Origin of the sequence: Streptomyces sp. ISL-12, assembly GCF_018614415.1 — a bacterium.
In the GTDB taxonomy this organism is placed as follows: Bacteria; Actinomycetota; Actinomycetes; order Streptomycetales; family Streptomycetaceae; genus Streptomyces.
In genome coordinates this window covers 32,291-59,043 of sequence record NZ_JAGGOO010000144.1, presented here as the reverse complement: position 1 = coordinate 59,043, position 26,753 = coordinate 32,291, and the positions used below count along the sequence as shown (strand labels likewise).

Annotated in this window: 22 protein-coding genes and 2 pseudogenes; 14 read left to right on the top strand and 10 right to left on the bottom strand. The window is 69.2% G+C overall.

Annotation, left to right across the window (positions count from 1 at the left end; all coding sequences use genetic code 11):
- Positions 1–10: 10 nt before the first annotated feature.
- Both J7I94_RS39620 and J7I94_RS33125 read right to left on the bottom strand, forming a co-directional pair.
- A pseudogene (locus J7I94_RS39620) lies at positions 11–368 on the bottom strand (ZIP family zinc transporter); the annotation flags it as partial.
- Positions 369–427: 59 nt separating this feature from the next.
- Positions 428–1,663: pseudogene (locus tag J7I94_RS33125) on the bottom strand (IS256 family transposase); the annotation flags it as partial.
- Between the two features lie 686 nt (positions 1,664–2,349).
- Here J7I94_RS33125 and J7I94_RS33120 point away from each other — a divergent pair.
- The 3 genes from J7I94_RS33120 (at position 2,350) to J7I94_RS33110 (ending at position 4,483) form a co-directional block, all read left to right on the top strand.
- On the top strand, positions 2,350–3,549 hold the full coding sequence (locus tag J7I94_RS33120) for a hypothetical protein (protein ID WP_215173207.1): 1,200 nt from the start codon (positions 2,350–2,352) through the stop codon (positions 3,547–3,549).
- 12 nt (positions 3,550–3,561) lie between these two features.
- Complete coding sequence (locus J7I94_RS33115) at positions 3,562–4,149, top strand: hemerythrin domain-containing protein (RefSeq protein ID WP_215173205.1); 588 nt, start codon at positions 3,562–3,564, stop codon at positions 4,147–4,149.
- Between the two features lie 82 nt (positions 4,150–4,231).
- Positions 4,232–4,483: a hypothetical protein gene (locus J7I94_RS33110; RefSeq protein ID WP_215173203.1), complete on the top strand. Its 252-nt coding sequence runs from the start codon at positions 4,232–4,234 to the stop codon at positions 4,481–4,483.
- A 73-nt stretch (positions 4,484–4,556) separates the two neighbouring features.
- Here J7I94_RS33110 and J7I94_RS33105 read toward each other — a convergent pair whose 3' ends face one another.
- Entirely contained in the window at positions 4,557–4,934 is a 378-nt protein-coding gene (locus J7I94_RS33105; protein WP_215173201.1) for an STAS domain-containing protein, read from the bottom strand.
- Positions 4,935–5,157: 223 nt separating this feature from the next.
- Between J7I94_RS33105 and J7I94_RS33100 the strand changes: the two genes are divergently transcribed.
- Complete coding sequence (locus J7I94_RS33100; RefSeq protein WP_308114804.1) at positions 5,158–5,565, top strand: ATP-binding protein; 408 nt, start codon at positions 5,158–5,160, stop codon at positions 5,563–5,565.
- Between the two features lie 43 nt (positions 5,566–5,608).
- Here the strand turns inward: J7I94_RS33100 and J7I94_RS33095 are convergent, their stop codons facing one another.
- Positions 5,609–5,953: an ANTAR domain-containing protein gene (locus J7I94_RS33095; RefSeq protein WP_215173197.1), complete on the bottom strand. Its 345-nt coding sequence runs from the start codon at positions 5,951–5,953 to the stop codon at positions 5,609–5,611.
- A 291-nt stretch (positions 5,954–6,244) separates the two neighbouring features.
- On the opposite strand from J7I94_RS33095, the gene J7I94_RS33090 reads away from it, so the two are divergent.
- From J7I94_RS33090 to J7I94_RS33070, 5 genes are all read left to right on the top strand, one after another.
- Entirely contained in the window at positions 6,245–6,661 is a 417-nt protein-coding gene (locus tag J7I94_RS33090) for a CBS domain-containing protein (protein ID WP_215173195.1), read from the top strand.
- Between the two features lie 126 nt (positions 6,662–6,787).
- On the top strand, positions 6,788–7,015 hold the full coding sequence (locus J7I94_RS33085) for a DUF5133 domain-containing protein (RefSeq protein WP_215173193.1): 228 nt from the start codon (positions 6,788–6,790) through the stop codon (positions 7,013–7,015).
- A gap of 30 nt (positions 7,016–7,045) precedes the next feature.
- Positions 7,046–7,549 carry a DUF6098 family protein gene (locus J7I94_RS33080; RefSeq protein WP_251076103.1) on the top strand — a complete coding sequence of 168 codons (504 nt, stop codon included), beginning with the start codon at positions 7,046–7,048 and terminating at the stop codon, positions 7,547–7,549.
- A gap of 721 nt (positions 7,550–8,270) precedes the next feature.
- Positions 8,271–8,465 (top strand): ribbon-helix-helix protein, CopG family, encoded by a 195-nt coding sequence (locus J7I94_RS33075; protein WP_180329038.1) that lies wholly within the window; start codon positions 8,271–8,273, stop codon positions 8,463–8,465.
- The gene (locus tag J7I94_RS33070) at positions 8,462–8,854 is read left to right on the top strand and encodes a type II toxin-antitoxin system death-on-curing family toxin (protein ID WP_215173191.1); all 393 of its coding nucleotides are present in this window, start codon (positions 8,462–8,464) and stop codon (positions 8,852–8,854) included. Before J7I94_RS33075 ends, J7I94_RS33070 begins: the two co-directional genes overlap by 4 nt.
- Before the next feature lie 561 nt (positions 8,855–9,415).
- Here J7I94_RS33070 and J7I94_RS33065 read toward each other — a convergent pair.
- The 4 genes from J7I94_RS33065 to J7I94_RS33050 all read right to left on the bottom strand — a co-directional run bounded on the left by J7I94_RS33065 (position 9,416) and on the right by J7I94_RS33050 (position 11,706).
- Entirely contained in the window at positions 9,416–9,709 is a 294-nt protein-coding gene (locus tag J7I94_RS33065) for a hypothetical protein (protein ID WP_215173190.1), read from the bottom strand.
- A 494-nt stretch (positions 9,710–10,203) separates the two neighbouring features.
- Positions 10,204–10,479: a helix-turn-helix domain-containing protein gene (locus J7I94_RS33060; RefSeq protein ID WP_374198469.1), complete on the bottom strand. Its 276-nt coding sequence runs from the start codon at positions 10,477–10,479 to the stop codon at positions 10,204–10,206.
- Positions 10,476–11,243 carry a hypothetical protein gene (locus J7I94_RS33055; protein WP_215173188.1) on the bottom strand — a complete coding sequence of 256 codons (768 nt, stop codon included), beginning with the start codon at positions 11,241–11,243 and terminating at the stop codon, positions 10,476–10,478. Before J7I94_RS33055 ends, J7I94_RS33060 begins: the two co-directional genes overlap by 4 nt.
- Before the next feature lie 304 nt (positions 11,244–11,547).
- On the bottom strand, positions 11,548–11,706 hold the full coding sequence (locus tag J7I94_RS33050) for a hypothetical protein (protein ID WP_157854403.1): 159 nt from the start codon (positions 11,704–11,706) through the stop codon (positions 11,548–11,550).
- Between the two features lie 318 nt (positions 11,707–12,024).
- On the opposite strand from J7I94_RS33050, the gene J7I94_RS33045 reads away from it, so the two are divergent.
- Positions 12,025–14,712, top strand: coding sequence for a tetratricopeptide repeat protein (locus J7I94_RS33045; protein ID WP_215173186.1), 2,688 nt, complete (start codon positions 12,025–12,027; stop codon positions 14,710–14,712).
- Positions 14,713–14,742: 30 nt separating this feature from the next.
- Here the strand turns inward: J7I94_RS33045 and J7I94_RS33040 are convergent, their stop codons facing one another.
- On the bottom strand, positions 14,743–15,645 hold the full coding sequence (locus J7I94_RS33040; protein ID WP_215173184.1) for a serine/threonine-protein kinase: 903 nt from the start codon (positions 15,643–15,645) through the stop codon (positions 14,743–14,745).
- 336 nt (positions 15,646–15,981) lie between these two features.
- Between J7I94_RS33040 and J7I94_RS33035 the strand changes: the two genes are divergently transcribed.
- From J7I94_RS33035 to J7I94_RS39405, 4 genes are read left to right on the top strand one after another with little or no spacing between them, the layout of a single operon-like run.
- The gene (locus J7I94_RS33035; RefSeq protein ID WP_251076111.1) at positions 15,982–17,247 is read left to right on the top strand and encodes a PD-(D/E)XK nuclease family protein; all 1,266 of its coding nucleotides are present in this window, start codon (positions 15,982–15,984) and stop codon (positions 17,245–17,247) included.
- Positions 17,193–18,389: a hypothetical protein gene (locus tag J7I94_RS33030; RefSeq protein ID WP_215173182.1), complete on the top strand. Its 1,197-nt coding sequence runs from the start codon at positions 17,193–17,195 to the stop codon at positions 18,387–18,389. Before J7I94_RS33035 ends, J7I94_RS33030 begins: the two co-directional genes overlap by 55 nt.
- Positions 18,382–21,891, top strand: coding sequence for a hypothetical protein (locus J7I94_RS33025; protein WP_215173180.1), 3,510 nt, complete (start codon positions 18,382–18,384; stop codon positions 21,889–21,891). The genes J7I94_RS33030 and J7I94_RS33025 overlap by 8 nt, the downstream gene beginning before the upstream one ends.
- 31 nt (positions 21,892–21,922) lie before the next feature.
- Positions 21,923–24,691: a pPIWI_RE module domain-containing protein gene (locus J7I94_RS39405; RefSeq protein ID WP_215173178.1), complete on the top strand. Its 2,769-nt coding sequence runs from the start codon at positions 21,923–21,925 to the stop codon at positions 24,689–24,691.
- Positions 24,692–25,541: 850 nt separating this feature from the next.
- On the opposite strand, the gene J7I94_RS33015 is transcribed toward J7I94_RS39405, so the two are convergent.
- On the bottom strand, positions 25,542–26,747 hold the full coding sequence (locus J7I94_RS33015) for an amidohydrolase family protein (RefSeq protein ID WP_308114803.1): 1,206 nt from the start codon (positions 26,745–26,747) through the stop codon (positions 25,542–25,544).
- Between the last annotated feature and the right edge of the window lie 6 nt (positions 26,748–26,753).

The window sequence follows — 26,753 nt, the reverse complement described above, 5'->3', positions numbered from 1 at the left end:
GGGGGCGCCGTCAGGTGTGGGAGGAGGCGAAGGAGACCAGGAAGCCACTGACGATGTCAGGCCGATAGCCAGGTGGGCGTCCCAGAACGCCTCGGGAACATTGTGTCGGCGATCACCGCGAGGATGGCTCCGGCCGCCTCCACGGTCACCGCAGGGGAGAAGCCGCCGACCACCTGTAGCCGAGGACCACGGAAGGGTGCTCGCCACGCCGGCGGCGCCCCACACACCGAATACGTACGGGCCTTCTTCATCCGCGCCGCACTGGACAGCCCGTCGGGGACCGAGTAACACGCTGCCACGGTCACCAGACTCACCGCTCCGCCGTCGAGCAGACTCACGCCGAAGCCCGCAGACCCCGGAATACCGTCGGGTCACGTCCGCTGGAGTGGTGTATCGACGGCCACTCGGTGATCTCGTTTTGAGGCTGTGCGGTGAGTTCGGTGGGCAGGGCAGTCTCGTCGGTTTCTGACTCGATCGGGTGGAGGCGGGCCTTGGCGAGGAGTTCGCGGCCCATGTAGCGGCGGGCCTCGGTCCACTCGTCGTTCTGCTCGGCCAGGACCGCGCCGACGAGCCGGATGACGGCGGTGCGGTCGGGGAAGATGCCGACCACGTCGGTGCGGCGGCGGATCTCCTTGTTCAGCCGCTCTTGCGGGTTGTTCGACCAGATCTGCCGCCAGATCTCGCGCGGGAAGGCGGTGAAGGCCAGCAGGTCGTGCTGTGCGGCGTCCAAGTGGGCTGCGGCCTTGGGGAACTTGGCCTCCAGCGCTTTCAGGACATGCCGCATCTGGGCCTTCACGGCGTCGGTGTCGGGCTGTTCGAAGACGGTCCGCAGCAGGGTCGCCACCCAGGGCTGGGCCGATTTGGGGACCTGGCTCAGCAGGTTTCTGGCGTAGTGGGTCCGGCATCGCTGCCACGACGAGCCGGGCAGAACGGCACCGATCGCGTCGACGAGACCGGCGTGGGCGTCGGAGATGACGAGCTGGACGCCGGACAGGCCGCGGGCGATCAGCGAGCGCAGGAAGGCGAGCCAGCCGGCGCCGTCCTCGGCGGTGGCGACGTCGATGCCGAGGATCTCGCGGTGTCCGTCGGCGTTGACGCCGACCGCGATCAGCGCGTGGACGTTGATGATGCGGCCGTCTTCCCGGACCTTCTGGGTCAGTGCGTCGACCCACACTAACGAGTACGGGCCGGCGTCCAGGGGCCGGTTGCGGAAGGCGGCGACCTGTTCGTCCAGGTGCTTGGCCATCGCGCTGACCTGGGACTTCGACAGCTGGGTGACGCCGAGGGACTCGGCGAGCTTTTCGACCCGACGGGTGCTGACACCGAGCAGGTAGGCGGTGGCGACCACCGAGATGAGGGCCTGCTCGGCACGCCGGCGACGCTCGAGAAGCCAGTGCGGGAAGTAGCTGCCCTGCCTCAGCTTGGGAACGGCGAGCTCGACGGTCCCGGCCCTCGTGTCCCACTCACGTGGGCGATAGCCGTTGCGGTGGTTGACCCTTTCGTCGCTGACCTGCCCGTATTCGGCGTTGCAGAGGGCGTCGGCCTCGGCGGACATGAGGGCGTCGGCGAACGTCTTGATCATCGCGCGCAGCAGATCGGGACTCGCCGCGGCGAGGTTGTTCTCGGCGAGGGCGTGCAGGGGCAGACTGTCGGGTGCGGTCATCGTGCTGATCTCCTTCGTGACTTCGACATCTCGAAAGATCAGCCGGTGGCCGTTCTCATATCCGGGCACTCACTCCGACGCCGGGCCAAACGCCCGGATCAGGTGGGAACCCGTACACCACTTCCAAGGACGCAACCTACCGTCGAGCAGCGCACCGGAGGTTAGCGCGAGACCCGAACCGTTCGGCTGATCCTCGGAGGACGGCGGTTGGAACTGGTTGGTGGTGGCCGGAGCGCTTGTGGGTCGGGCCAGCGTCTCGCGCACCGGCTTGCCGTTCTCCCGCCTCTCGGCGACCGCCAGGCGCTCCAGGTTCGTCTCCGCTCTGGGTCGGGCAGCCACATGTTGTCCGCGGTGTTAGCCGCGGCGCTTGCCAGCGTGCCGATTGCATCCGGGCCAGACTTCCCTGCTCGTGAAGCTTCCTTCATCAGCTCGAAGCCGGCCGCCGACAAAGGCGGCCAGAGGGCGCAGTGAGGCCCATCGGCCTTGCTGGGGGTGCTGATGTGCATAGCGTGGAGGGCGGTCCGTTCGGTTGACCCACCAGGGGGAACCATGCGGCCTGTGGGCGTGAGCGGTGGCTGGAAAACAGCGATGGTGAGCAGACTGGGAGCGACGTCTGCGCTCGTCGCCCGAGAACGGGGTACCCCGGCGGCGCGCAAGCCCGCCCTCGGCCTCAGGAGGCACCGCCCATGACGTTCAATCCGCTGGAGCAGCGGGGTATCCCGTTGGACCGTCAGTTGCGCAGCTGGCGTGAGCTGAACGTGGATCCGATCGATCCGGACCACTGCGACCCGTACACCCGCTGCCGGATCATCACGATGAACGGGATCGAGGTGGAGGCGATCCTGTTCAGCCACCAGCTTGCCCGGAACACGGTCGATCCGGAGATCAAGCGGCAGCTGGCGCGGGTGCGCTACATCGAGGCGCAGCAGCAGAAGGTCGTGAACTGGTTGCTCCCGGGTGTGTCGTCGGTGCTGGAGACGACGATCGCGTACGAGCAGGTCGCGGTGGACCTGACGGCGTGGGTGGCGCGGATGGAGCCGGACCCGTACCTGAAGCAGGCGTACCAGTTCGGTGTGCTGGAGGACTTCGACCACCTGTACCGGTACGCGAACCTGTACGAGATGATCGAGCACCGCAAGGCGGAGTCGATCGTCGACGGCCTGACCGAGGTCATGCCCGGACGGCCCACCCGGTTCCACCACCGCGATCCGGTCGACAACGTCCGCGACCCGTACGCCAAGGACCAGACCGACCCGCTGTCGAAGCTGCACGCGCTGACGATCATGTCGGCGGAGCAGCAGACCATGAACTTCTACATGAACACCGGCCCCACCTACATGGAGCCGATCGCCCGCCAGCTGTACCAGGAGATCGGACTGATCGAGGAGGAGCACGTCACCCACTACGAGTCCCTCGTGGACCCGGGTGAGACGTGGTGGGAGCAGCTGGTCAACCACGAGTACAACGAGTGCTACCTGTACCACTCCTTCATGGAGCAGGAGAGCGACCCCAAGGTCAAGGCGATCTGGGAGCTGCACCTGAACATGGAGCTGGAGCACCTGCACGCCGCCTGCGACCTGATGCGCCGGCACGACGGCCGCGACCCCGCCTCGGTGCTGGCCCCCGAGCTGCCCAACGTGCTCACGTTCGAGCCGAACAAGGGGTACCTGCGCGAATTGCTCGACACCCAGATGGACCTGACCACGCTCGGAGCCGGCTACGTGCGTGAGGCGCACGAGCGGTTCGAGCGGATGCAGGAGCAGATCCACGGCGGCGAGGCACCGCCGAGTGACCGGGTCATGACCGAGCACGATGGGATGTTCGGCCGTGAGTACCGCGTCCAGTCCGAGGGTGAACACCCTGACCCGACGCAGCGCGAGAAGTAGGGAAGGGCCGACATGTCCGAGCTGCAGACCCCGCACGCGGGGGACGACAAGGCCAAGGACGACGACGTCGTTGCGTTGCTGATGCGTCAGCACGGTGACATCCGCAACCTCTTCGACGAGGTCGAAGCCGCCACGGGCGAGGAACGCCGTGACGCCTTCCGCCGTCTGGTGCGCCTGCTGGCCGTGCACGAGACCGCCGAGGAGGAGGTCGTCCACCCCTTCGCCCGCAAGGGTTTCCCCGGTGGCGAGCAGGTGGTGAAGGACCGTCTCGCCGAGGAGAAGGTGGCCAAGGAGACCCTGGCCGCCCTGGACGAGCTGGACACCGACGACCCGAAATTCATGCCCCAGCTGCTGAAGCTGCGCAGGGACGTCCAGGCGCACGCGCGGGCCGAGGAACGCTACGAGTTCACCCACATCCGCCGCAGCACCGACGCCACCAACCTCGCGGCGATGGCCAAAGCCATCAAGGCAGCCGAGGCGATGGCACCCACCCGACCCCACCCGGGCGTCGAGTCCGGAGCGAAGAACATGGCCCTCGGCCCGGTCGCCGCCCTCATGGACCGCACCAAGGACACCGTCCGCAAAGCCATGGGCAAGTAGGTCCGGAACAGCGGCGTCCCGGGCCGGGCCCATGGGCCCGGGGGCCAGCGGTCCGCAGACGGCACCGTGTAGGAGAGAGCGTATGAAGATCGACGAGTCACTGATCCGGGAGCTCCTTGGTGCCCCGTCGGACGACTCCGTCCTGGTGCTCCTGGAGGGCCGGGCTCAGGTAGTCGAGCAGGCTGCCCTCAACAGTGGGCAATACCACGGAGCAGCCGTACTGATTTCCCGCGCAGAGCTTGTGGAGCGGCTTGGCACACCGTCGCCCGCCGAGGAGGACGTGACGCGCCTGTCGGCGTCTTTGCAGGACGCCGTTGACAAACTCGGCGCCTGAGACCATCCCGCGCCACCGCGGCATACGGGCACCAGCCTCCAGCTGAACGTGATGCTCCCGCAGCCCGACGACGTCAGTCGCTGAGCGCCTGGCGGAGTGTTTCGCGGCAATCGATCACGGCGTCGACACCGACGAGGCTCAGCGTGCGCATCACCGCCTTGCCGGGTGCGGCCAGACGCAGCCAACCGCCGGCCTCACTGACCGTACGGTGAGCGGCAATGAAGACGTTGATGCCGCTGGAATCCATGAAGGTGACCTGTCGCAGATCGACCACGATCCGGGGGCGGCGCGTATCGCGGGTGTCCAGCGCCCGGCGGAGTGTGTCGCCGGAGTCGTGATCGATCTCCCCTGCCAGTGACACCACGCGGATGCCGCCGGTGGCCGTAGCCACGACCGACAACCGGCCAGTCTGCTCGGCACGTTCGACGCCCGTCTTCTTCCCCTCCGCCATGCCGGCGATCCTGGCACACCCAGACCCCGCCGGGGTCACCCGGCGCGATAGAAGCCGCTTCGCGGCGTGGCGAAGATGACCGGACTCGTGTGGCATGGCATGCGGCAACCCGGGTATGCGGGGAGCACTGTGAACGGGGGAGCAAATGGGGGCAGCCGTAGCAGGACCACGTTCGGCGGAGGAAGACGAGACGGCGCTGGACGGCCGACCGGCACATGTCACCGTGACGCTGGCCGGCGACGGACCGTGCATCGCCCAAGCCCGTCACAAGGCTGCGGCCTTCCTTGCCCAGGCGCAGGCCGAGCACGGTCTGCCGGTGTCGCAGCGGGCCACGGACCTCACGCAGTTGGTGGTCAGCGAGCTGGTCACCAACGCCCGTAAGTACGCACCGGGCCCGATACTGATGTCCCTGCGCATCACGGGGGAGACGGTGGAGGTCTCGGTGTGGGACTCCGATCCGGTGCTGCCGGTGGCCCGCGCCGCGGATGCCGGCCGGGTGGGACAACACGGTCTGGAGATCGTCATGGCCGTCGCCCAGAGTTTCGAGGTGCGGCGCGAGCCGGTCGGCAAACGCATCAGCTTCGGGGTAGCGCTGCTGGACGCACCCGGCCTCGGAAGCGCTGCCGCCTGACACTGCCCTCGTACGGGAAGCAGTCGGCCACCTGCACCTGCACTCAGGGGTCGGCGCGTGGGCCGGCGTGGCGGGCCAGGGCCGCGTGCAGCTCTCCGAGCAGAACGCCCGGCAAAGCCGCACCCTGCGCGTGTTTGAGGAGGTACTCAGCCACGACGGAGAGTCTGACGTTGGTGTGCTGGGAGATTTCCCGCAGGACCGTGAACCCGTCACTGGGGCTGATCTGGCCCAGGACGGTCAGGACACCGATGGCCCGGTCGACCAAGGCGTGGGAGGCGAGAGCCTGCTTGAGCTGTCTGTTCTCCGCCCTCACCCGCTGCAGTTCCTTCACCAGCTCATCGGTCGTTGTCGGCAGCGACTGAGGGCTGGGATGCGTGAAAGACGTCATGGCGCTCACCAGTGTGTGCAGCGGGCAGAGGCATCCTTACGCCTGCCCCCGTTCCGTACCAGCATCCAGCCGACCGGAGTACGTCACAAGCTGTGACCACGCATCCCCGTGTCCCAGGGAGGCGGATCACCGCTCCGTCGGGCCGGCGTGCCGCTGTCAGCACGGTGAGGTCAGGGCCGAGGCAAGCGTTACGGCGGGGGGCTTCAGGGAACCCACGCCCACAGCCACCGAATGCGACCGTCCGCTGACACGGTGGTTAGGGACGGCCGACGACCACAGGGAGTGGATCTGATGACGAAGGCACGGGACATCATGACGGGCGGGGCCGAGTGCATCGGTGCTGAGGAGACGGTGCTGGACGCGGCCCGCAAGATGAAGGATCTCGGCGTCGGTGCCCTGCCGATCTGCGGCAGGGACAACAAGCTCAAGGGCGTGCTGACCGACCGAGACGTCGTCGTGAAGGTTTTGGGGGCGGGCAAGGACCCCGCGGCCTGCCCCGCCGGCGACCTGGCCCAGGGCGAGGCCGTGACCATCGGCGCCGACGACGACGTTGAGGAGATCCTGCGCACCATGACGGAACACAAGGTGCGCCGCCTGCCGGTGATCGACGGGCACGACCTGGTCGGCATGGTCGCCCAGGCCGACGTCGCCCGCTCCCTGCCCGACCCCAAGGTCGGCGACCTGCTCCAGGCCCTGTCCACCGACTGAGCTCAACACTGGCCCCCGGATCTTCTGGCCGCCGAGTGCGGGAACACACCGGATTGGCGGCCTGGGCCCGGGGCACACGGGTCGGTGTATGACCCACGTGAGCGATGGTGACGAGGGAGGCTCCCGATGCTCTTGGCACACCCCGTCGTGCTGAAGAACCTCATCGAGCAGTACGAGACGCTGCGCGCCCTGCACGCCGAAGACGGCACCGAGCAGGCGCGTCGGCGTATGGAAGATGTCGCTTACACGCTGTGCGTGTCGACCGGGACCCGCGACGTTGACGCCGCCCTCGTCGCCGCCCGCCACCGGCTGCCCGGAGCGCGTACCGAAGACGACTCCCTTCTGACCACCTGACTGACGTTCTCGGTATCGCCCCACCACACCATGACCAAGACCATCGACCTGCCGACGTTCAGCAGCCTCGATGAGCTCATCCGGCTCATCACCCGCCGCCACGGTCTCTACGTGCGCTGGTCCCGCGGGCCGCAACGCGACCTGCCGAAGACGAGCAGTACGGACGATCTGACCGGGATCAAGCTGCCGGGCCTGTCGGCCAGCCCGCTGGATCTCGAGGACTGGTGGGGTGAGCGGCTCGTGCGGGTCTGGGTCGCCCGGCGGCTGTACGACTACTGCCACCTGCCGCACGTCAAGGACGCCCGCACCCGCCCCTGGGTCCTGCACGGCTCCGAGACGGCCCGCGGCCCGGACAACGAACCACTCGTGACGGAGATCGAACCCCTCGGCTGGATCGCCGACCAGGTGATCACGGACGCCTGCCGCATCGTCACCGAACAGCCCGGGCGCTGGGGACCGCTCGACCGGGATGAACCTTCTGAAGAACTCCCCTCCTCCCTCGGGCCGTCGCCGAGGCGGCACGACCGCCAGTAGCCTCGGGTGCGGCCATCGCCTGCGGGGCTTGCCGCAAGGCGCGGGCCGCAACCTTCCTCCAAGCTCATGACGGCGTGAACAAGGGGGCCACGAGACAGAAGGCGAGCGATGTGGGCCTTGAGGCGTCGGTCGTGCGGGAGGCTGATGCAGGTCGGTAGAACCCTTGGCGGCGTGCGTCAGGCTCGTGCGCGCAACGCCCACAGCGCACACAATGCACGGGACCGATTTGCCCTAATTCTGTCGCGCAGGTTGCTGACCAGTGGATTTCTTCACCTGTTTTTGTTCCACATGTTTCGCGATGACGCATCATGTGGAATGCGTGGCGATTCTGGAGCCTGCCGCGAAGGGCCTCTGACCTGCCGTTTTGCATTTCAGGTGGTCAGCTCGACCTGTTTCGCTCGCGGAATGCGTCGACTGAGGTTCGCTTGTGCAGAACGCTCTGAGCTGCAGGTTCAAGGGCCGGCGTGGGTCTCGCGGTGACGTGGCGATGCGCAATGCAGAATTTTTGACGCTCGGATGACGCTCGAATATCGGAAGCCTCGACCTCGGACCTCTCCGGCCCTGGGCCTCGCCAGTGGCGGCGCGTGCTGCTACCTCGTCGCACGCACCTCGGAACCGAGACCGCGGCCCGACCGGGCCACGAAGGACGGCGTCGTGGTCCGAGGCCTTGAGCCGGCTGGTATCACCTAGCACCCAGATACCAGTCCGGTATCATTCCTGTATGGCGATGACACTCCGACTCCCCGAAGACCTCGACGCGAAGCTCACCGAGCGGGCTCGTCGGGAGGGTCGCAGCAAGCAGGAACTTGCCATCGAGGCCATCCGGGACGCCCAGAACCGGGCCGAGCTGAAGGTCGATGACGTCCTGGCCGAGCTGATGGACAGCGATGCGGAGATCCTGGACTACCTGAAGTGACCCAAGTGCGCTACATCCGTATCGACGAGATCCTGACCATCGCGCGCACGGTCAACGATACCGAGCACAGCGTGCGTGACATGGGACTTTTGGTGTCAGCGATCGAACGGCCCCGGACGAACGTGTTCGGGGCCGAGCTGTATCCCACGCTGCACGACAAGGCGGCGGCACTGCTGCACTCCGTCGCTCGCAATCACGCGCTGATCGACGGCAACAAGCGCACCGCCTGGCTTGCCATGCGTGTCTTCCTGCGGTTCAACGGCGTCAGCGCCAGTACCGCCCCGCCACCCGTGTCCGTGGCTGGCCCGTTCGTCGAGGAAGTCGCGCAGGACAACATCGATGTACCGGCTATTGCCAAGCGCCTGTCGGCCTGGTTCCCCGTTTCCTGACATTCGACGTCGTGGGTACGGGACGGAATCAGGTTCTGGGAGCGGTGCTGGCTTCTGGCAGTCCGCCGGGGGACTGACCCGTTCGTTCAGCGGGTGGATTCGTCTGCTTTCGCGAGATGGGGCAGCGGGTCCGCTCGGCGCGAGAATGGCGTCCCACGCGCCTTCCCGTTCGGGCGGCAGGCAAGGTCCGCATTGGCTACGGCGGTCTCTTCCCAACCAACACCCGCCCCTGCTTTCCCAGCGGTCACGGAACGCGCTGTCCGTGCCCCTCGCGCGCCCTCCGTGCGCACTGAGCCGGTCCTCTCGCCTCCAACAAGCTGTGTCTGCGGTACCCACCGCCCACGTCCACAGCTTGGAGGGGGACAAGGTGCCGGAGGAATGGATACGGGCTCTCGTGGCGGACTCTGGATCCGAGTGCAGGGAGCGTCTGCGGGGCAGCGACACGGAGGCGTCCATCAGCCTGCCGGTGGCGAAGCTGGTGGAGACATTCGGGGCGCGCTGGAAGCTGAGTCCTCGCCTTCATCCTGAGCATCCCTTGCCCGAGGCCCGGGTGCGTCCGGACTACGCGGTGGAGACATCGGGGCGCATCACCGGCTTCCTGGAACTGAAGGCGCCAGGGCACGACGTCACGCCTGACGGCTTCACGAAGCGGGACCGGGAGCAGTGGGAGCTGATGCGCGGACCGCGGTGGCCCGGTAGCAGTCCGGTTCCTGCGGGCACAACTCGGGCGCGCAGGTGCGCCCGGACGAGGGCTCGTGCGGCGGTGACGCGGTCGGGGTTCTCGTCGGTGGCCTCGGCAGCGTCGAAGGCCGGGATGCCGCCCAGCCCGTGCTCCGCGTCGTCGAAGTTGTCCAACCTGGTCTTCGGTGCGGGAGACGCCGTGTAGGCGTCGCTTCCCCAGTCCTGCCGGTCGGAGAAGATTGGGTGGGTGCCAGCCCTTCGTGCCCACGACGACGAGGACCTTCGGGGGCATCCCCTCGAAGGCGGTCGTGGCGAGCGGTGTGTAGGGCTGGGCCGCCGGGCCGTTCAGATCCGCGCCCCGGCCGGGCGCGGCGATCATGACGCGGGCGCCGAAGCGTGCGTCGACGGCTCACCGGCAGGCTCGGGGTTGACGGGCGTGCTCGCCGTAGCTCGGGTCGGTGATCGCCGGCGGGGTCACGAACTGGCCGACGCGCGCGGGCTGTCGGCCACCGAACCGCTCGGCGAAGAAGGAGGGCATCCCTTCGCCCTCCGATTGCCGAGCAGCCGTGGAGAACCGTGCGGCGCACGTCGGCGGCGAACGGCCCGTCGTAGGAGGCAGGGCCGTGCGGCTCCGTGGCCGATGCCACGGAGCCGCACGGTGGTTACCGTCAGAAGCCGACGCTCGGATCGTCCGTGTCCTCTTCCGGGTCCACGCTGTACAGCGGGCGGTCCTCGATCCCCAGGGTGCGCATCAGCTCGTTGGTCGGAATCCTGTACCTACGTCCGATGCGGAGGACGGGGCAGGGGAACTCGTGCTCGCGAATCAGCCGGTACGCGGTCGTCGAGCCGATTCCGAGTGCTCGGGCCGCCGTGCGCAGGTCCACTGCGACGGGCAGGTCGAACATCTCCGTGAAACTGAGGCGGCCCTCTGCCGGGTCCTTCACCCTCGCCTCCCCGCAGGGCGGACCGGCCGGGTGTCCGCGCGGCGCCCGGGCCGTCGCCTCTTGCCGGGGCTGTGACCCGCCGAACGGTCCTGCGACCCGTCGTCGGTGTCGATGAAGATTCCCTGTCGGCGCAGATGCTCCGGGCGCACCTGGAAACGCAGCGGTGCGCACAGCCCGTCCGGACCGTCCGGACGGTCGACCCGTACGTCCAGGCTCTCCGCCGCCGGAGCGTTCGCCTCCTCGCCGGACGCAGTGAGAGCGTGCTCCTCGGTGATGCGTTCGATCTGGGTGGAGGGAAGCTCCCGCAGCCCTTCCCGGGCGAGATGCCACGCCCTGGCGCGCGCCGCGTGCAGCAGGGAGGAGTCGGTGAGACAGCTCGCGCCGTCCCGATCCGCCAGCTTCTCCAGGAGAGCCAGGACCATCTCGGCCTCCACGTCCGACCGGTCGGCCCGCAGGCGCGTGCAGACCCGGTGGACCGTCCCGGTCAACCGGGGCAGGGCCAGCCAGATTGCCAGGAGTTTCCCCGTGCTGTCTGGAGTCAGGTCGCTCTGCGCCGTGCGGATGACCTCCTTCCAGACCGCGGTGGCGAACTGCGGGTCGGAGCCGGGGCCGTACAAGGCCTCGTGCGTCTCGGCGGCGGTCAGCCGGACCGGATCAGCCTCGTCGGCGTCCGTGGGGACGAGCACGAAGACCGCGTCACTGGTCCGGGGATCGTCGAAGTGCCGCCTCACCGAGGCGAACGCACTGCTGTGCGATGGATACATCAGGAAATGTCCTCTCTTCGGACTGCGGAAACCTGAGTCCGGAGGTGCTGGAGATACCGAGATGCTGGACGAGGTGGGTCCTGTGGTGGGGACGTACCGGCTCATATCCGCGTCAAGCGGAGATGAGCCCCACCAGCCTCACTTTGATGCGTGAGCATGCGGTAGTGGTCTTCTCGACCAGGTAACGCCGCCTTTGGCCACGAGCGTGTAACAAGCGCGGCAGCCAGGCCGCGAGCTCGCCGGTGACGAAGTTCGCGAGGCTGGTGGGTGCCCGTACAGAACGGGCACCCACGAACTGTTGCGCTCAGGCGGTCTCGGAGGACGAGGTGTCCGGCGCCTCGGTGGGCGGGGTCGCCGGGGTGGTGTCCTCGGTCCGGACGGCCGCCCGCCGGCGGCGGCTCGGCGGCCAGTCGGGGGACTGGCGCAGACGGGCTGCCCGGCGGTTGCGCTGACGGCTGTTCATCGGGTTCGCGGTTCCTCTCTGATGAGTCGATGGATGACTAAGCCGCCGTTTCGTGCTTCTGCGAGCGGCTGGTGCCATCGTGCCCGGGGGTGAAGCGGGGCCGCAGAGCGAAAACTGAGGGATAACTGAGTCCCCGGGGGGCGTGAAGAAGCAAGCGCGTGTGAAGCGGCACAGCGCGGCGCACAGATGAAGGAGCGCCGGCGAGGGGGCCGGATCACTGACTGCGGCGCGGTGAGGGGGAGGGCGATGGAGGGGTACGTGCTGGGCCCGGTGCGAGCCGAAGGGGACGGTGGCAGGAGGGTGGTCGAAGGGTCGAAGGTGGCGGCCCTGTTCGCGCTCCTGGTGACCTCGCCAGACTGCCGATGTAAGAGGAAGGACATAGCCGAAGTCCTCTGGGAGGGCGTCGAGGACGTCGGCGATCTGGTTAACCGCGTCGTCGCCGACCTGCGGAAGCGGTTGGGCCAGGAGTCCGTGCCCCATAGCGGCAAGTCGGGTTACTGCACGCTCCGCGTGCCGGTGGGAGACGTCGACCTGCTCCGTTTTCGCGAAAAGGTGAAGCAGGCTGAGGGACTGACCTGCAAAGCGCAGTTCGAGCTGCTCGGCGCGGCCTTGGAGGAGTGGGACGGCGAGGACGAACCGCTGCACGGACTGTCCGAGACCGGCTTCCACTTGCGTCGGGAGGAGCTACGGGCCGAGTTGATGGCCGCCGTGTACGCGCGGCTGGACGCAGCCTACAAGTCCAGGGAGGCCAAATGGCTGCGCGAGGAGACGGAGAAATGGTTCGAGCGCGCGCCGGAATTGCCCCAGATCTTCCGGTTTTACCTGCTCGCCCACGCAGACCTGCCGGAGTCCCAACGTGAGCGGCTCATCAAGAAGTGGGAGAAGCGTAACGGAAAAGCGGATGTCGATGTACAGAGCGCCATTGACCAGGTCCGGGGAGAGAGCCGCCGTCCGGGCGGGGTGCTCCTGCCCCCCGTTCCCGACCAGTTGCCCGGCGGCAGGCGCAAGCCGATCGGGCAGGACGAGCTGATCGGCGACCTCTTCGAGGCCGTGTGCGAGGAACAGGATGCCGGCAAGCTGGCGCTGGTCCTGATCAGCGGCATGGCGGGTGTCGGGAAGACCACGGTGGCCGAGAACCTAGCCGGTCGGCTGCGGGAGCGGTTTCCCGACGGGGTGCTGCGCGGCGAACTGAACGGATTCGCCGACGGAGACGTGCGGCCCGCCGAACCGGACGAGGTCCTGGACGGCTTTCTGGCCGCGCTGCCGCCCTACGCCACGGTGACCGGAACGGAGAGCAAGAGCAACGCGCTGCGGTCGGCGCTGGCCCACCGGTCGGTGCTCATCGTCCTCGACGACGCGCTCAGCGCCCAGCAGGTGCTGCCGCTGCTTCCCGGAGACGGTACCTGCGCCGTGATCGTCACCAGTCGTAACGACCTCTTGCGGCTACAGTCCGAGAGAAAGGTGTTGTTCCGCAAGATGGAGCCGCTGCACGAGGCGGACGCCCTGGAGGTACTCCACGAGAAAGTGTCGGCCGAGGACCGGGCCAAGCACGCCGTGCCCTTCAGCAAGCTGGTCCACCTCTGCGGTCGGCTGCCGTTGGCCCTCGTGGTGGTGGCCCGGCTCTTGGAGGTCGGTGCGCGTCCGCTGCACACCCTCCCTGCCCTGGTGCGGGAGATGGAGAAGGAGCTGGAGCGGGCGAAGCTGGACACCCTGGACCTGCCCGAGCACGAACTGTCGGTCCGCGCAGCACTCAACTGCTCCGTGCGCGTGCTGAATGAGGAAGCCCGGCTGCTGCTGTGGCAGCTCGCCGTCCACCCCGGGCCCAGCGCTTCCTGGGAGGCGGTGATGGATCTGGGACGGGCAGTGGACGAAGGGACGCGTACCGACCGGGCCCTGGTGGACCTCGTGGTGGCGAACCTGGTGGAACATCACGGCGACCGCTATGGGCTGCACGACCTCGTGCGGGCCTTCGCCCTTCGGCACGTGCGGCCGGTGCCGGACGGAGAGAACGCGGAGATCGAGCGGGCGACCGTACGGCAGGTGCTGGAACACCAGCTGCACAACGTCCGCGCCTGCGACCGGGTGCTCGACCGCGAACGCACCCTGCCCACCGGCGAGCCCGGAGCGGTCAGGGTCACCGACCCCGCGGACCTCGCGGAGGCGATGGCGTTCCTGGACGAGGAGTACCCCGCCGTCCAGCGAGGCATTCGCTTAGCGATCAATCGGCGTATCGACCGGTACGTGTGGCTGCTTCCGATGGCCCTGGTCATCTACCAGTGGCGCCGTCGCCTGCTCGATGATGCGCGGCAGAACCTCCGGTACGCCGCCGAGGCGGCGGAAACCGTCGCCGGCCCGGTCGATTGCGCCATGGTCTACCGGTCGCTGGCAGGGACCCACTGGCGGCTCGGTGAGTACGACTTGGCTGTGGGCAACCTGCGCAGGGCCGTCCGGCTCAGCGAGGAGGACCGCAGCACGGAAGGCCGGCTGAGTCTGGCCCGTACGCTGCACCGGCTCGGACTCACCCTGCGCAAGCAGGGCGACCGGACGGGAGCGGAGGAAGCGCTCGGCCGCGCACTGGCGTTGTGCCGGGAGGTGTCCGACCGGGTCGGGGAAGCGGCTGTGCTGAACGTCCTCGGCGCGATCCACCTCGACCGGGGCGAGCACGAGCGGGCGCTCCGTCGGTGCGTCGACGCCCTGGGCGTGGTGGAGCGCACGACGGAGCGCAGCGGCCTGGCCGATGTGCTGTTCACCCTGGCCAAGGTGCACCTGGCCCGTTCCGAACGGGACGAGGCCATCACCCTGTACCGGCAGGCCTCCGACATCTACCGCGAACAGGAGAACTGGCCCAACGAGGAGAAGGTACGGATGCTCTTCGCTGATGTCCTGGTGTCCGCCGGCGACACCGACGCGGCGGTGCGGGAGCTGGAGAGAGTCATCGTGCTGCGCGAGCTGATGGACGGTGAGGGGGTGCGGGAGGTCCGAGAGCGGCTGGAAGGGCTGAGGTGACCCGACCGGTCGGTGGCCGTCGGCTCACCGTCATAGCCGGGGCAGATGCGTGCGGTAGTACTCGGTCGGGTCCGGGCGTAGGCGTTTCGGCGGCCGTCGCGAGCCAAGCTGGGGCAGATACGGTCGGAGCCGGTCGAACACCTCACGGACGTCCGCCGGGCGCTCCGCCGCCTCCCACCGGACCATCCACAGCGCCAGGGAGGCGAACTCCGGGGGTAGCTCGGCGAGTTTGTCGGCCGGCAGTACCGGGGTGCCCTCTTCCGCCCGCTCGTCCTGTCCGCCGTAGGGCAGCCGCATCACGGTCATCTCCAGCAGGATGCAGCCGAGTGCGAAGATGTCCGCTTGCCGCGTCAGACCTGACGGGCACGCGTCGGACTGCTCAGGGGAGGCCCAGCCGCGCGTGCCGCGTGCGTATTCCGTCTTTCGATTCGCTACGACCGCGTGGCCCATGTCAATGAGCCGGAGGCTGCCGTCCGGTTGCACGATGACGTTCTCGGGCTTGAGGTCGCAGTGCACCAGATTCCGGTCGTGGACTTCCGCCAGAATTTCGCACAGTTGGCCGATGACGGCCGCAACGGTTACAGGATCCTTGACGGGCAGGGCCGCCGACAGGACCTTCCGCAGGTGGTGCCCTTCGACGAACTCCATGACTAGGCACCGGCGTCGCCGGTGTGTCCCCGTGGCGATGACTTCGGGAATTTCCTGGATTCCCGTCAGCATCATCATGCGTGACCCTTCTTCGAGGAGTTCATCACCGGCCCAGTGGAAATCGCTTTCGGGGCCGAGGTCCCGGGCCTTCTGCAGCTTCAACGCCACCTTCTGCCCGTTGCTGCGGTCACGCCCGAGGAAAAGGTCGCCCTGGCCGCCGTCGCCGACCATGTCCAGCACTTCGTAGCGCTTCTCCACATCGCCGATCTCCTCGATCTCCCTCATGGCCATCCACCTTTCTTCCGTACGGAAATGGAGCATGAAATGTCACAGCCATGGCTGCCCCCCGACGGGGTGACCCGCACCTCCGAAGTCATCACGGTATCCGCCGGAATGTTCAGGGGGGGAGAGTTCCGGTGCCCCGCCGCTGACGCTCTCAAGACCCGCGGTTACCACACCGCCGACCCCGTACCGCGCCGCCGTGAGCGGCTGGAGCACTTCACCCTGGGTCCCTTCATGGCTGCCTGCGACATCCGTTCGGGGCCTGCCGGCCGCCCGCCCCGGACACGTACCGGGCCTCTGCACGACGGTCTGCGGACCTGGTCGGAGCACGGCGTGAAGATGTACGAGGCGGTCTTCCCCCTCGACCCGGAACGCCCCCTGCACGAGGTGCCCGAGCCGTGGACGTACCGCTACCGGCCGTCCGGTCCCGACTCGCGCGACGCCCAGGAGTACCGCCTCACCGTGTGGGGCCGCTGCGTGGCCTCCCCGGACGGTGCCTACCGCGAACTTCGTCTGCCCGTGCACCGCCTGCGGGACCTGCCGCCCGAGGGGTTCACCGCGGCCGTCGCCCTGGTGCTGGCCGAGGGCGCCCCCGGACCACCGCCGGAGCACGTACGGATCGTGGAGTTCGCGCTCTTCGACGGCCGTACGCGGGAACTCTTCGCGGGAAGCCGGGAAGAGGCGCGCGTCCGGTACCGCGAACACGGCCCCGCTGCCCTGGCCGGCGTACTGGACGGACGGGAATACCGCCCGGGATCCGCCTGTGGCGGATGCCCCTACCTGTCGGTGTGCCCGGCCCTGCGCACAGCGCCCGGACTGCTGGGCATCGAGGCGCACGACCGGCCCCGCCGCACCTGGTCGGTCACCAACGGGCGGGCCTACCGAGCCTGCCCGGCGCGTGACCATATGCGCCGGCTGCACCTGCCCACGGCGGATTCCGTCGAACGCGAGGTGACGGCCGAGCGCGGCCGGGCGCTGCACGCCTACCTCGCCGAACGGCACGCCCACGGATCGCCTCGGCCCTGCACGGTCGAGGTCCCCGAGGAGTGGGTACCGGAGGGATTCGACCTGCCCGCACACGAACGCGCACTCGGCGCCCTGCTGTTGCGGCGGCACGCCGCGGTCTGTCCGCTGCGGTACGTCGGGGACGGTACGGATGTGCGGACCGAGCCCCGGGTGGTGCGGCACGACACAGCCGCCGACGTGGTGGTCCTGGCCGCGCCCGACCTGCTCTACCGGGATGCCGGGTCATGGGTGTGGCGCGAGACCAAGACCTCCGTCACCGATCGGCGGTCCGACCGCCCCCTGCTGGAGTGTTATCCGCAGTTGGCCCTGGCCGTCGTGCTGATCGCCCGCGGTGACCTGGGCGGTGATCCGTTCCGCGCGCGGGTCGAGCTGGAGGTGCTGCGCCCCGGCGGCGCCGACCTGGAGATCATCGATCCCTTCGCCCCGGCCAATCGGGTCACCGCCGAGAAGGTACTGCGGGCGATGGTGGCCGACTGGCACGGGGACGACCAGTACGCGGCCCGGCCCGGACGCTCCTGCGAGCGGTGCGAAGTGGCCCGCTGGTGCACGGCGTCGTCCGTCAGCGCGGCCGCGGCATGAGGGCGGGGTCGGCCGGCCGGGCCAATCGGCCGGACGCCGGCGAGGCGCCCGAGGGCGTGGGCAGCGACCTCTTCGGCGAACTCGCCCGCATGGTGGCGGCTCTCTCCGAGGTCCAAGGGCTCCGCTCCTTCACCCTGCCCTATCCCGGCCTCGCCCAGCGGGCGCTGGATCACACGGTGATGCGCTGCCTCGATACGGGGGAGGCGCCGCCGAGAAGTCTTCCGGAGCTGTGGGAGTGGTGCCGGACCAGGCCGTCCGACGACCCACTCTTCGCGGTCCCCTCCTCCCTGGTCTCGCCGGGCACCACGCTGGTGCACCGGGTCGGCCGGATGCCGACCCGGTCGTGTCTCGAGGTGGCCTCGCACGGACCGGACGGAGGCGTGGCGGGCCACGCCCGCGCGCTCCTCGGGGACCTGCACGCGCAGAGTGGAACGGAGGAGCGCTACCGGCAGTGCAGGGCGTTCCTGGCGCGTCACCCGGTCGTCCACCAGCAGGACCGCTTCGCGCCGGGTTGGAACAGGGCCGTCTGGAGCCGGGTCAAGAGCCTCTACGGTCCGTTGCCCGAGTTCCTGCTCGTCGACGGAGACTTCCTGTACTGCCCCTCGTGCAGGCTCCCCGCGCTGCCCCGGGACAGTGCCGTGCCCGTACCCGGACCGTCCGGCACCGGCGCGGAAGTCTGGTGCGAGGGGGAGGACTGCCCGCGCGATGCCCCTCCGCGGCTTATCCGTGAGCCGGACCAGGCGTGGATCCTGCAGCGCTCGCTGCGGTGGTACCTCGTACTGCCGCACCGCACCGACGAAGCCGCCCGGGAGGCACTGGAGCGCGCCGGAGTCGCGTACGAGACCCTGGCCGGTCTTCTGCCCGCCTACCGGCTCAGGGACACCGGCCCCCGCATCGTGGACATCCAGGTGTACGACCGCTTGCAGCCGGCGCTCCTCGCAGCCCATCTCACCGACAACACACCCCTCGCGGACCGCACCCTCGTCGTGGTCCCTGACGCGCTCGCCGGACGGGACGGCTACCGGCAGGCCTGCACCTACGCCCTTCCCGCGCTCCTGAGGGACCGGCTGGTGCTCACCACCCCCATGGATCTCGTGCCCGACCTGGGACGGGCCCGGCGAGAGGAGAAGGACGATGCGTAGCCTCACCCCGCCGTTGACCGACGTGTTCAACGCGCTCAAAGCATTTCTGGGGTCCTCCGTGCCCCAGCCCGCGCTGGAAGCCCTCTGCCAGGTCGAACTCGGCCTGTACCTCCAGCAGAAGATGATGCCGGGCAGCCCCGCGGGCAGCGCCTGGGTGCTGTTCAGCGGGTACGGGTTCGCCGAGGCGCACCGGGCACCGCTGCCATCCGATGCGGCGAAGACCCTGCGTATCGCCAGGTACTCGCTGTGGACGCTGCGCCGGAGCCGTACCTGGCTCGAGGCGCTGGACACCTACCAGAGGTTCGACCCCAGGGTGCGCGCCTACGACGTACCGGACGCCGAGACACCCGCTGCCCGCCACGACCTCTCCGTCGCCGGCGACCGTTTCTCCGTCTACGAGCAACTGCTGCGTGCCGCACCGCCGCTGGCGGGCAGGCGCCTGCCGGTCGCAGGTCAGGGCCCGCACGCCTTCCCCGTCAGTCGCACCATGGCCGTCGTCGACCTGCCGCCGGTCCCCCGCATCCCCCTCGTCGCCCACGACATGGACCTGGAACCGGCCGGCGGCGGCGAGCCCTTGGTCTTCACCAGGGAGGACCTGGAGCGCACAGCGGCGGAGATGGACGCCCAGCACGCTCGCTCCGGCAAGGACCGGGCACCACGGTGGCTGGAGCGGCTACGGTCGTTCGACCTGTCCACCAAGGAGAACGGAACCTTCCACAAGGCGAAGAAGGACGAGGACTTCGCCTTCACGGTCGATGGCATCCAGCACCTGCTCGGCATCGTCGGCGCCGGCAAGAGCACACTGCGCGACATCATCGCCGTCCATCTCGCCAAGCTGGGCAAGCGCACCACCATCGTCGTCACCGATGTCGCGGAGGTGCTGAAGCTCGTCCGGCTCTACGACCTCTACACCGACGGCGCCGCCGCACCCGTGCTCGGCTCCTCGGGCCGTGAGCGGCACGCCCAGCGGTTGCACCGTCGGCTGGCGGGCCGGGGCGAGCACCGACTGCTCGCCCACGACGACCCCGCCTTCGCCTACCTCGGCACGTCCTGCCTGCTCAACGTCAGACGGCAGGGCGCCACGTCGACGACCGAACCACTCGCCTACGGTGAGGCACCCTGCTCCCGGCTCCGACCCCCCTCGGCCCTGCGGCGTGACCCGAGCGACGGACGGCACTCCGCGTGGCAGAAGAGGGTGACGAGCTGCCCGTACTGGTCCGCCTGTCCCCGTCATCACGGAGCTCGCACCTTGGTCGGCGCCCTGATCTGGGTGGCCACGCCGGCCGGGCTGATCGACGCCGAGCCGCCCCGCGCCCAGAACGGCGAGCGCATCCGCTTCCTCGAACTCGCCTGCCGCCGTAGTGACCTCGTGATCATCGACGAGGCCGACCGTGTCCAGATGCAGCTCGACCGGACTTTCGCACCCGCCGTGGTCCTCGCCAGCGACGAGGACAAGGGCCTCATCGACCAGCTGAGCCGGCACAAGATCCGCGAACTCGCGGCCGGCGGACGCACCCAGCTCTCCGAACGGGACGTCGAGACCTTCGCCGCCGCCCTCAACACCGCGGGCGCGGCCACCGACCGGCTGTACGCGATGCTCGTCGCCGGGTACGAGCTGCGCAAGTGGGTGCGGACGGGCTACTTCAGCGCCTGGACGCTCCAGCTGGGGCTCCTCGACGAACGCTACGAACTCCCCGACGACAGCGGTCGGAACCACCCTCATCACGCCCCCCGCGAGGCTCTCGGGAAACTGCTCGACGCGTTCCGGGACAACCCCTTCGGTGACCGTCACCGTAGGACGGAGGAGGACTTCAGCCGGCTGACCGCACTCCTCAACGAACTGCTCCACACCGGCAACCCGGAGAACACCCGGCGCCGCCTCACCGAGGTCATGGACGAGGTCTTCGCCATCGACCCGAAGTACATGGCTGCCCGGCAGCGGAAGTACCAAGAGGCGTACGACGAGTGGCGGCGCGAGGAGGAGGAACAGGAGAAGAAGCGCGGACGCCGCAGGAAGCCCAAGCCTCCGCCCCAGACTCCCGAGGAATGGCGGAAGCAACTCGCGGAGCGCTTCGAGTTCACACTGTTGCTCAGCGCCCTGGAACCACGGCTCGCCATGATCAACGCCATGTGGCCCCGCGTCGAGGCCGCCCTCAGCCTGGGCTTCAACACGATGTACCGCCGACCGCTCGACTACGGCCCGATGGTGCCCGAGGCCCCGATGGGCAATGTGCTCGGCTTCCAGTTCCGGGTCCCGGGTGAGGACAAGGGCGGAGTCCGCAGTGGCGAACTGACCTTCTTCCGGTGCAGCGGCGTCGGACGTGAGCTGCTGCGCGCCATCCCCGGTCTCACCTCCGTCGACGGCAGGCCCGGTGCCCACTTGCTGCTCATGTCGGGCAGCAGCTGGGCGGGCGCGTCCAGCCGCTACCACGTCTGCGTCCCGGTCGGTGTGGTCATCGAACCGCCGGCCGAGGTGACCGAACGCATCGCCAACGAGAGCTCCATGCGCTTCGAGTTCATCGACGACGGCGACGAGAAACTGCGCATGTCGGGAACCCATCCGGACGACCGCCCGGAGAAGTTGCGCCGCATCGCGTGCCATCTAGGTGAGGGCGGAGACGAGTACGAGGTCACTGAAGGCGGTCCGCTCCAACAGGAGTTGCTCTCTCTTCCTCCAGGGCGCGACCAGATCCTTCTGCTGGTCGGCAGCTATGCCGAGGCACGTGTGGTGGCCGACACACTGCACAACCTCAACGTCCGCTGGCGCAACAAGGTGCTGTGCCTGGTGTCGGACGACGAGGAGATCACCGCGGAGGACGAGGCGCCGTCCGCCTACCACGCCCGATCACTGCGCCGGGGCGACGTCGAGCACCTGAAGGACCTCGAGGCGGACATCCTGGTGGCGCCCCTGCTCGCGCTGGAACGCGGCCACAACATCCTCAACGAGGACGACGAGGCGGCCATCGGCACGGTCTACTTCCTGGCACGGCCCCATCCGCACCCAGAGGACCTCCACCTGGCCGTCAATGCCGTCAACGACTGGGTCGTCCGCGCCGTCACCGGCGGTGACTTCGCCACCCTGGTACAGGGAAAACCCACCGTCGAGGAAGGAGCGGAGGAGTTCCGCCGCCTCGCCCGTTCGTACTGGTACCAGGTACTTGCCCGTTCGATGGCGTGGAGCCGTCTCGACGACGATGTACGGGAACAGGTCACCTGGGACATGCTGGTCCTGTTGTGGCAGGTGATCGGGCGACTGGTGCGCGGTGGCGTACCGGCCCGGGTGGTCTTCGTCGACGCCGCCTTCGCCCCCAACCGCGGCGCCGTACCGGCGCGGCCCGACACCCCCGAATCCAGTCTGCTGCACAGCGTCCTCGCCGTCCTGGACCCGTATTTCGACGGCGGCACGACGACCGCGGAGGAGCAGTTCATCGTCCGCGCCCTGTACGCGCCACTGCGCAGCATGCTCACCCGCCTGCTCGCCGCCGTACCCGCCCACCCGTAAGCGCCGAACCCCTGTCGCAGGAGGTAATTCCGTGTACCACCACATTCGCGTCGCGGCCTACGAACCCGACCCGCTCCACGGACCCTGGCGGGAGGAGATGAAAGTGCTGCGGCTCGGCGAGGACCTGCACGCCGAGCTCACCGGGATGCATGCCGAGGCGGACAAGAACTCCGTCCACCCCCACCGGCTCCCCGTGCGCAGGCTCAACTCCCTGCTCCAGGCGATGGCGCCAGGCGTCATCGCGACCGGCCGCAACGCCGGGACGGATGGCCGTCTGCCGTGGCTCTACGCGCGGGAAGCCGTCCCGCCGGACGTGCTGGCCCCGGTGGTAGGAGCTTGGGCGGCGGGCATGCACCGGGAGGACGACGACTCGGAGGGCGCCGATCTCGAGGAGAGGCTCCGCTCCGGTGACCCGGCCGAGACGGTACGTCTTCCCCACTGGGAGACGGAACCGGTCGACCTCGCCGAGAGCGTGCTCTCGGCGGGCGGAACCGCCGAACCCGCCGCGCGGCTCTACAGCCTGCTGCCCGAGTGGATCGCCTTCCGGCTGGCCGCCCGGACGTTCCGCACGGGCGGCACCACACTCCACTTCCGCGTCGAGAGCTCGGGTGACGGCGCGCGACTTGTCTCCTGGCCGCCTCAGCGATACGAGCGCCGACGGCAGACCTGGTACTACTCGGCCTGCCTCACCATCACCGTCCACACCGTGCCGTTCGCCCCGCGGTTCCGCGTCCATGTGTCCACCCAGGTACGCCGGTGGGCCACCCGACTGGACGTCCGCCCCCACCAGCTCGGCGGTACGACCGTCCTGCTCGACGCTCCACTGCCGTGGCCGGAAGGGCCGGACCGGGGCCACCGGCTGATGGTGAACACGCTGGGCTACGACCGGCGGTCGAAGGAACTGGCCTGGCGCCGGCACAGCCCCGCACCGCTCGTGCCCGAGCTGGACATCGTGCGCAACTATCCCCGGCCCGAAGCGCTTCTCTCCGACCCCGAACGCTGGATCAACGGTTTCGGGGACGTGGCCGCCGGCATCGTCTACCACCCGTCGATCGGCCCGCACGAGGTCGGACCCGGGCTGATGCCACGGGAGCGGGCGGATCTGGACGCCTGGGTCGAGGAAGGGCTGCGCCCCCTGCTGACCCGGGTTCCCGACCTCACGCGCGTCTCCCGGAGCAACACACCCTCCCTGCTGCCCCGTTCCGGCGCCGGACGCGTCCCGGGCGTCCGCGACGCCCAGCTGGCTCTGCAACGGCGGGCGGCGCTGACCCGCGCACTGAACGGTCGCCCTCTGGAGATCGACGTCTTCTGGCAGTCCCCGGAAACCCGTGCGGCGCTGCTCGCCGAGCTGCCCAAGCTCATTGGTCTTCCCGCCGGGCAGCAAGTGCCGTCGGCCGACGGGGAGACCTGGCAGTGGCAGTGCGAGGGGGTCGACATCCGCGTCCGGGCCCGGCCCGCGGGACCCTTGGCCGAGGCCCTGCCGACCCCCCGAGCCCGCGGGCGCCTCAGGGCCGTCCGGCTGGCCGAGGCCATCGAAGGGCGCTGCGGGCTCGTGGCGGACCGGGCGGACCCGCTCCTCGGCGGGGCCGGAGTCGTGATCACGGAGATCGCCGGCAAGGAGCGCTTCGCCGCCGTCCCGGACTCCGACCCCAAGCACGCGCTGCGCATCGCCTGGGCACGGCAGGGACGGCTGACCCAGTTCGTGAACTCGCCCGACGACACCGTCAGCGCTCTGGAACACCGGGCCAGGTGGACCTGGCTGGACGCCTTCCGGCAGCTGGGCGCGATCAGCCCGCCCGCCCATCGGGTGGGAGCCGGCATTCCGGGCGACCTTCAGTACGCGGCGCTCTGGCTCGTACGCCACACCAGGAAGGGGCCCACGCGATGCCCCGTCCACCGGCTGGTGGCGGTGCGGGTGCGCCCCGGGGATGGACCGGGCATCATCGAGGGGTGGGACGCAGAACGAGCCGAATGGGTGCCGTATCCGAAGCTGTTGCTGCTGCTCTCCCAGGCACGGGAACCGGCGGCGAGCGGCGGGAAGGAGACCGGCACGGGGAAGCTCGTCGATGACTCGGCAGCCCCGGGAGGATCCCGGCCCGCTGCCCGCCCGGGCGTGGAGCAGGACAGGCAGCGGGAGACCGAGCGGCAGATCCGGGCACTGCTCTTCCAGCTCCGCGACCGCCCGACGCTGCTGCTGGCGGACGCCGGCAATCTGCGCCAGTGCTGGCCTGGCCTGCGCAACGGCGCACTGGACCGCGACACGCTCGGCTTCGGGGCCGAACCCGCCCAGCGGCACACGCTCTACGGCCACGACCTGCGGGTGGTGCTCGTACGGGACGCCAACGCCCGGGGTGAAGTGGCGGAGTGGTACGCCCACGACACCGAGGACGGGGTCGGCTTCGCCGAGGGTGTGTGGGGGACGGCGGATACGGAGGGCCGTGTCTTCGCGAGTACGACCTCGAAGCCGCACACGGTGGCGAAACTGCCGAAGGGGCTCATGAAGCTGGTGCCCACGGCACAGGGCCGGACAGCGCCCGGGAAGACCGCGTGGAACCCCGGGCAACTGGAGATCACCGTGCTCGGCTGTCTGTCGGAGAAGGCGCTGACGGACTCGGGGCGTGCGGGTGACCCGCCCGACCGGCCGGCGGAGTGGGCGACGCTCACGCACCAGCTGCGTTACCACGACGACTACCCGCCGCTTGCCCGGCCTCTCCCGCTGCACTGGGCGCGTCTCGCCGGTGAGTACGTGCTTCCGGTGGCCGGAACGAAGTCAGCGGGGAGTACGTCCTCCGCTTCCTGAGCGAGGTGCCGCCCGCATGGGGCGTCCCAAACGATCGACGCTGATAAGGATCAATGCTTCCCTCGTGTGAGCGCCGAAGCCTGAACCTGACCACGGGGACGGCGTCTGGTGCACTCCTTGCTGGGATCACTGGGCGTCCGCCGTGACGGTCGCTTGACGCTCTTCGCACCTGGTGGCCCCAAGACGGAGACGAGGGACGGACCTGACCTGCGGTTTTCTCTGAGTTCACCCGGGTGACATGCTTCCGATGACGCATCATGTGGAGTGCGTCGCGATCCTTGAACCGGTCGCGAAGGGGTCCTGACCTGCGGCTTCACCCGTGCGCATTATGTGCGGTGCGGGCCTTGCCGGTGATGTCGTGGCGCTGAAATGCCGCTCGTGAAGCTCATTCCGTTGGAGTGTCGGATGAGTGGAGAGCCGGACGTTCGCGGTCCGCCCGCCGCACTCTGCGATGACGCCTTCGTTCCGTCGGCTGGGTGGTGAGGTGGTCCCCCTCAGACGCCGAGGACGCGGGCGTACTGGGAGAAGCCATGGGAAGTGGACGGTGAGGTGGCGGGGTCCGGGGGAAGGCCCAGGAGACGGGCAGCGGCCGACGTGGCGTCCCGGGTGAACAGAGCGCAGGCCAGTGGGAGGGTCAGGTCCGGGGACGGGGACGGGGACGATGTGGCAGGCGTGAGTCGTTCGGGTTCACCATGCATGAGGGAAGCGTCTCCGGTGTCGGTGGAGAGGTGGCGGAGCGCGGCTCCAAGTCCTGGCACCGCTTGTACGGCAGTACGCTTCCTGCTCGTACACACGCCACTCCCGCCTGCGGCCCTGTTCGGCGATGGCGCTCGTGAACGGCCCGTACCGCTCACTGCGCCCACTCGTTGGCGCAGGGAGGTTCGGACCGTGAGCGGACTTCCTGTCCCCTCGCGACGACGAGACGCAAGGCCCGCAGGGCCGAGACGTCATGCAGCGGGTTGCCCCCGACCGCGATGAAGTCGGCGCGCAGGCCGGCTGCGATCCGACCGGTCAGCGTCTCGACGCGCAGGGCCCGGGCCGCGCGGGACGTCGCAGCCTCCAGGATCTCCGCGGGCGGCAGACCGAGCCAGGCCATGCCGATCAGGCCCTCGACGTACGCGTGGTGCGGCGCGCCGTCAGTACCCGCGTCGGTGCCGACGACGACGGGGACGCCCTGCCGGTACAGGGCCGGCAGAGCAGGCAGTCTGCGTGGGTCGCTTCGGTCCCAGCGCTCGGTGAAGCGGACGCTGATCGTCGGACAGACGTGGACGCCGTTCGCGGCGAGCTGGAGTATGAGGCCGTGATCCGGGATGATCGCGCCGGACGCGTCGAGGAAGCTGCAGTGCTCGATGGTGTGCACGCCGGTCCGTAGGCAGGCCGCTATTCCTTCCGTGCCGTGCGCATGCGCGGCGACGGGCAGGCCCGCGCGGGTCGCCTCGTCGACGATCGCCGCGAGCTCGCGCTCTGTGAACTGCGCCTGCCACGAGGCCGAACCCCGCGTCAGCGCACCCCCGGTCGCCATGACCTTGATGACGTCGACACCGGCGCGGGCCTGCTCCCGTACGGCCTGCCGCAGCGCCTGTTCGCCGTCACGGGCGCCGCCCATGAACCAGCAGTGGCCGTCGGGCTTGGTCAGCGGCGCCCCCGACACGACCAGTTCGGGCCCCGGAGCCAGGCCCGAGCGGATCGCGTCGCGGACGCGCACCCCGAGACCGCCGGGCGCGCCGAGGTCGCGGGCGGTGGTCACGCCGGCGGACAGCAGCTCGGCTGCGTTGCGCAGCATCAGCGCGTACAACTCGTCGTCGGAGGCGGCCCGCATCCGGTCCATTGCGCCGGGCGCGCCGTCCAGTGCCAGATGGACATGGCTGTCGACGAGTCCGGGCAGCAGCGTCAGTGGGCCGAGCTCCACATGCTCGCTCTTTCGCCGCAGCCGCCGCGGCACCTCCCGGTCGGGCCCCGCCCACCGGACGAGCGCTCCGTCCACCAGTACCCCGCCGTACCGGATGCATCTGCCGCGGTCGCCGGTGATCAGCCGGTCCGCCGTGTAGTACCTCACCAGGGT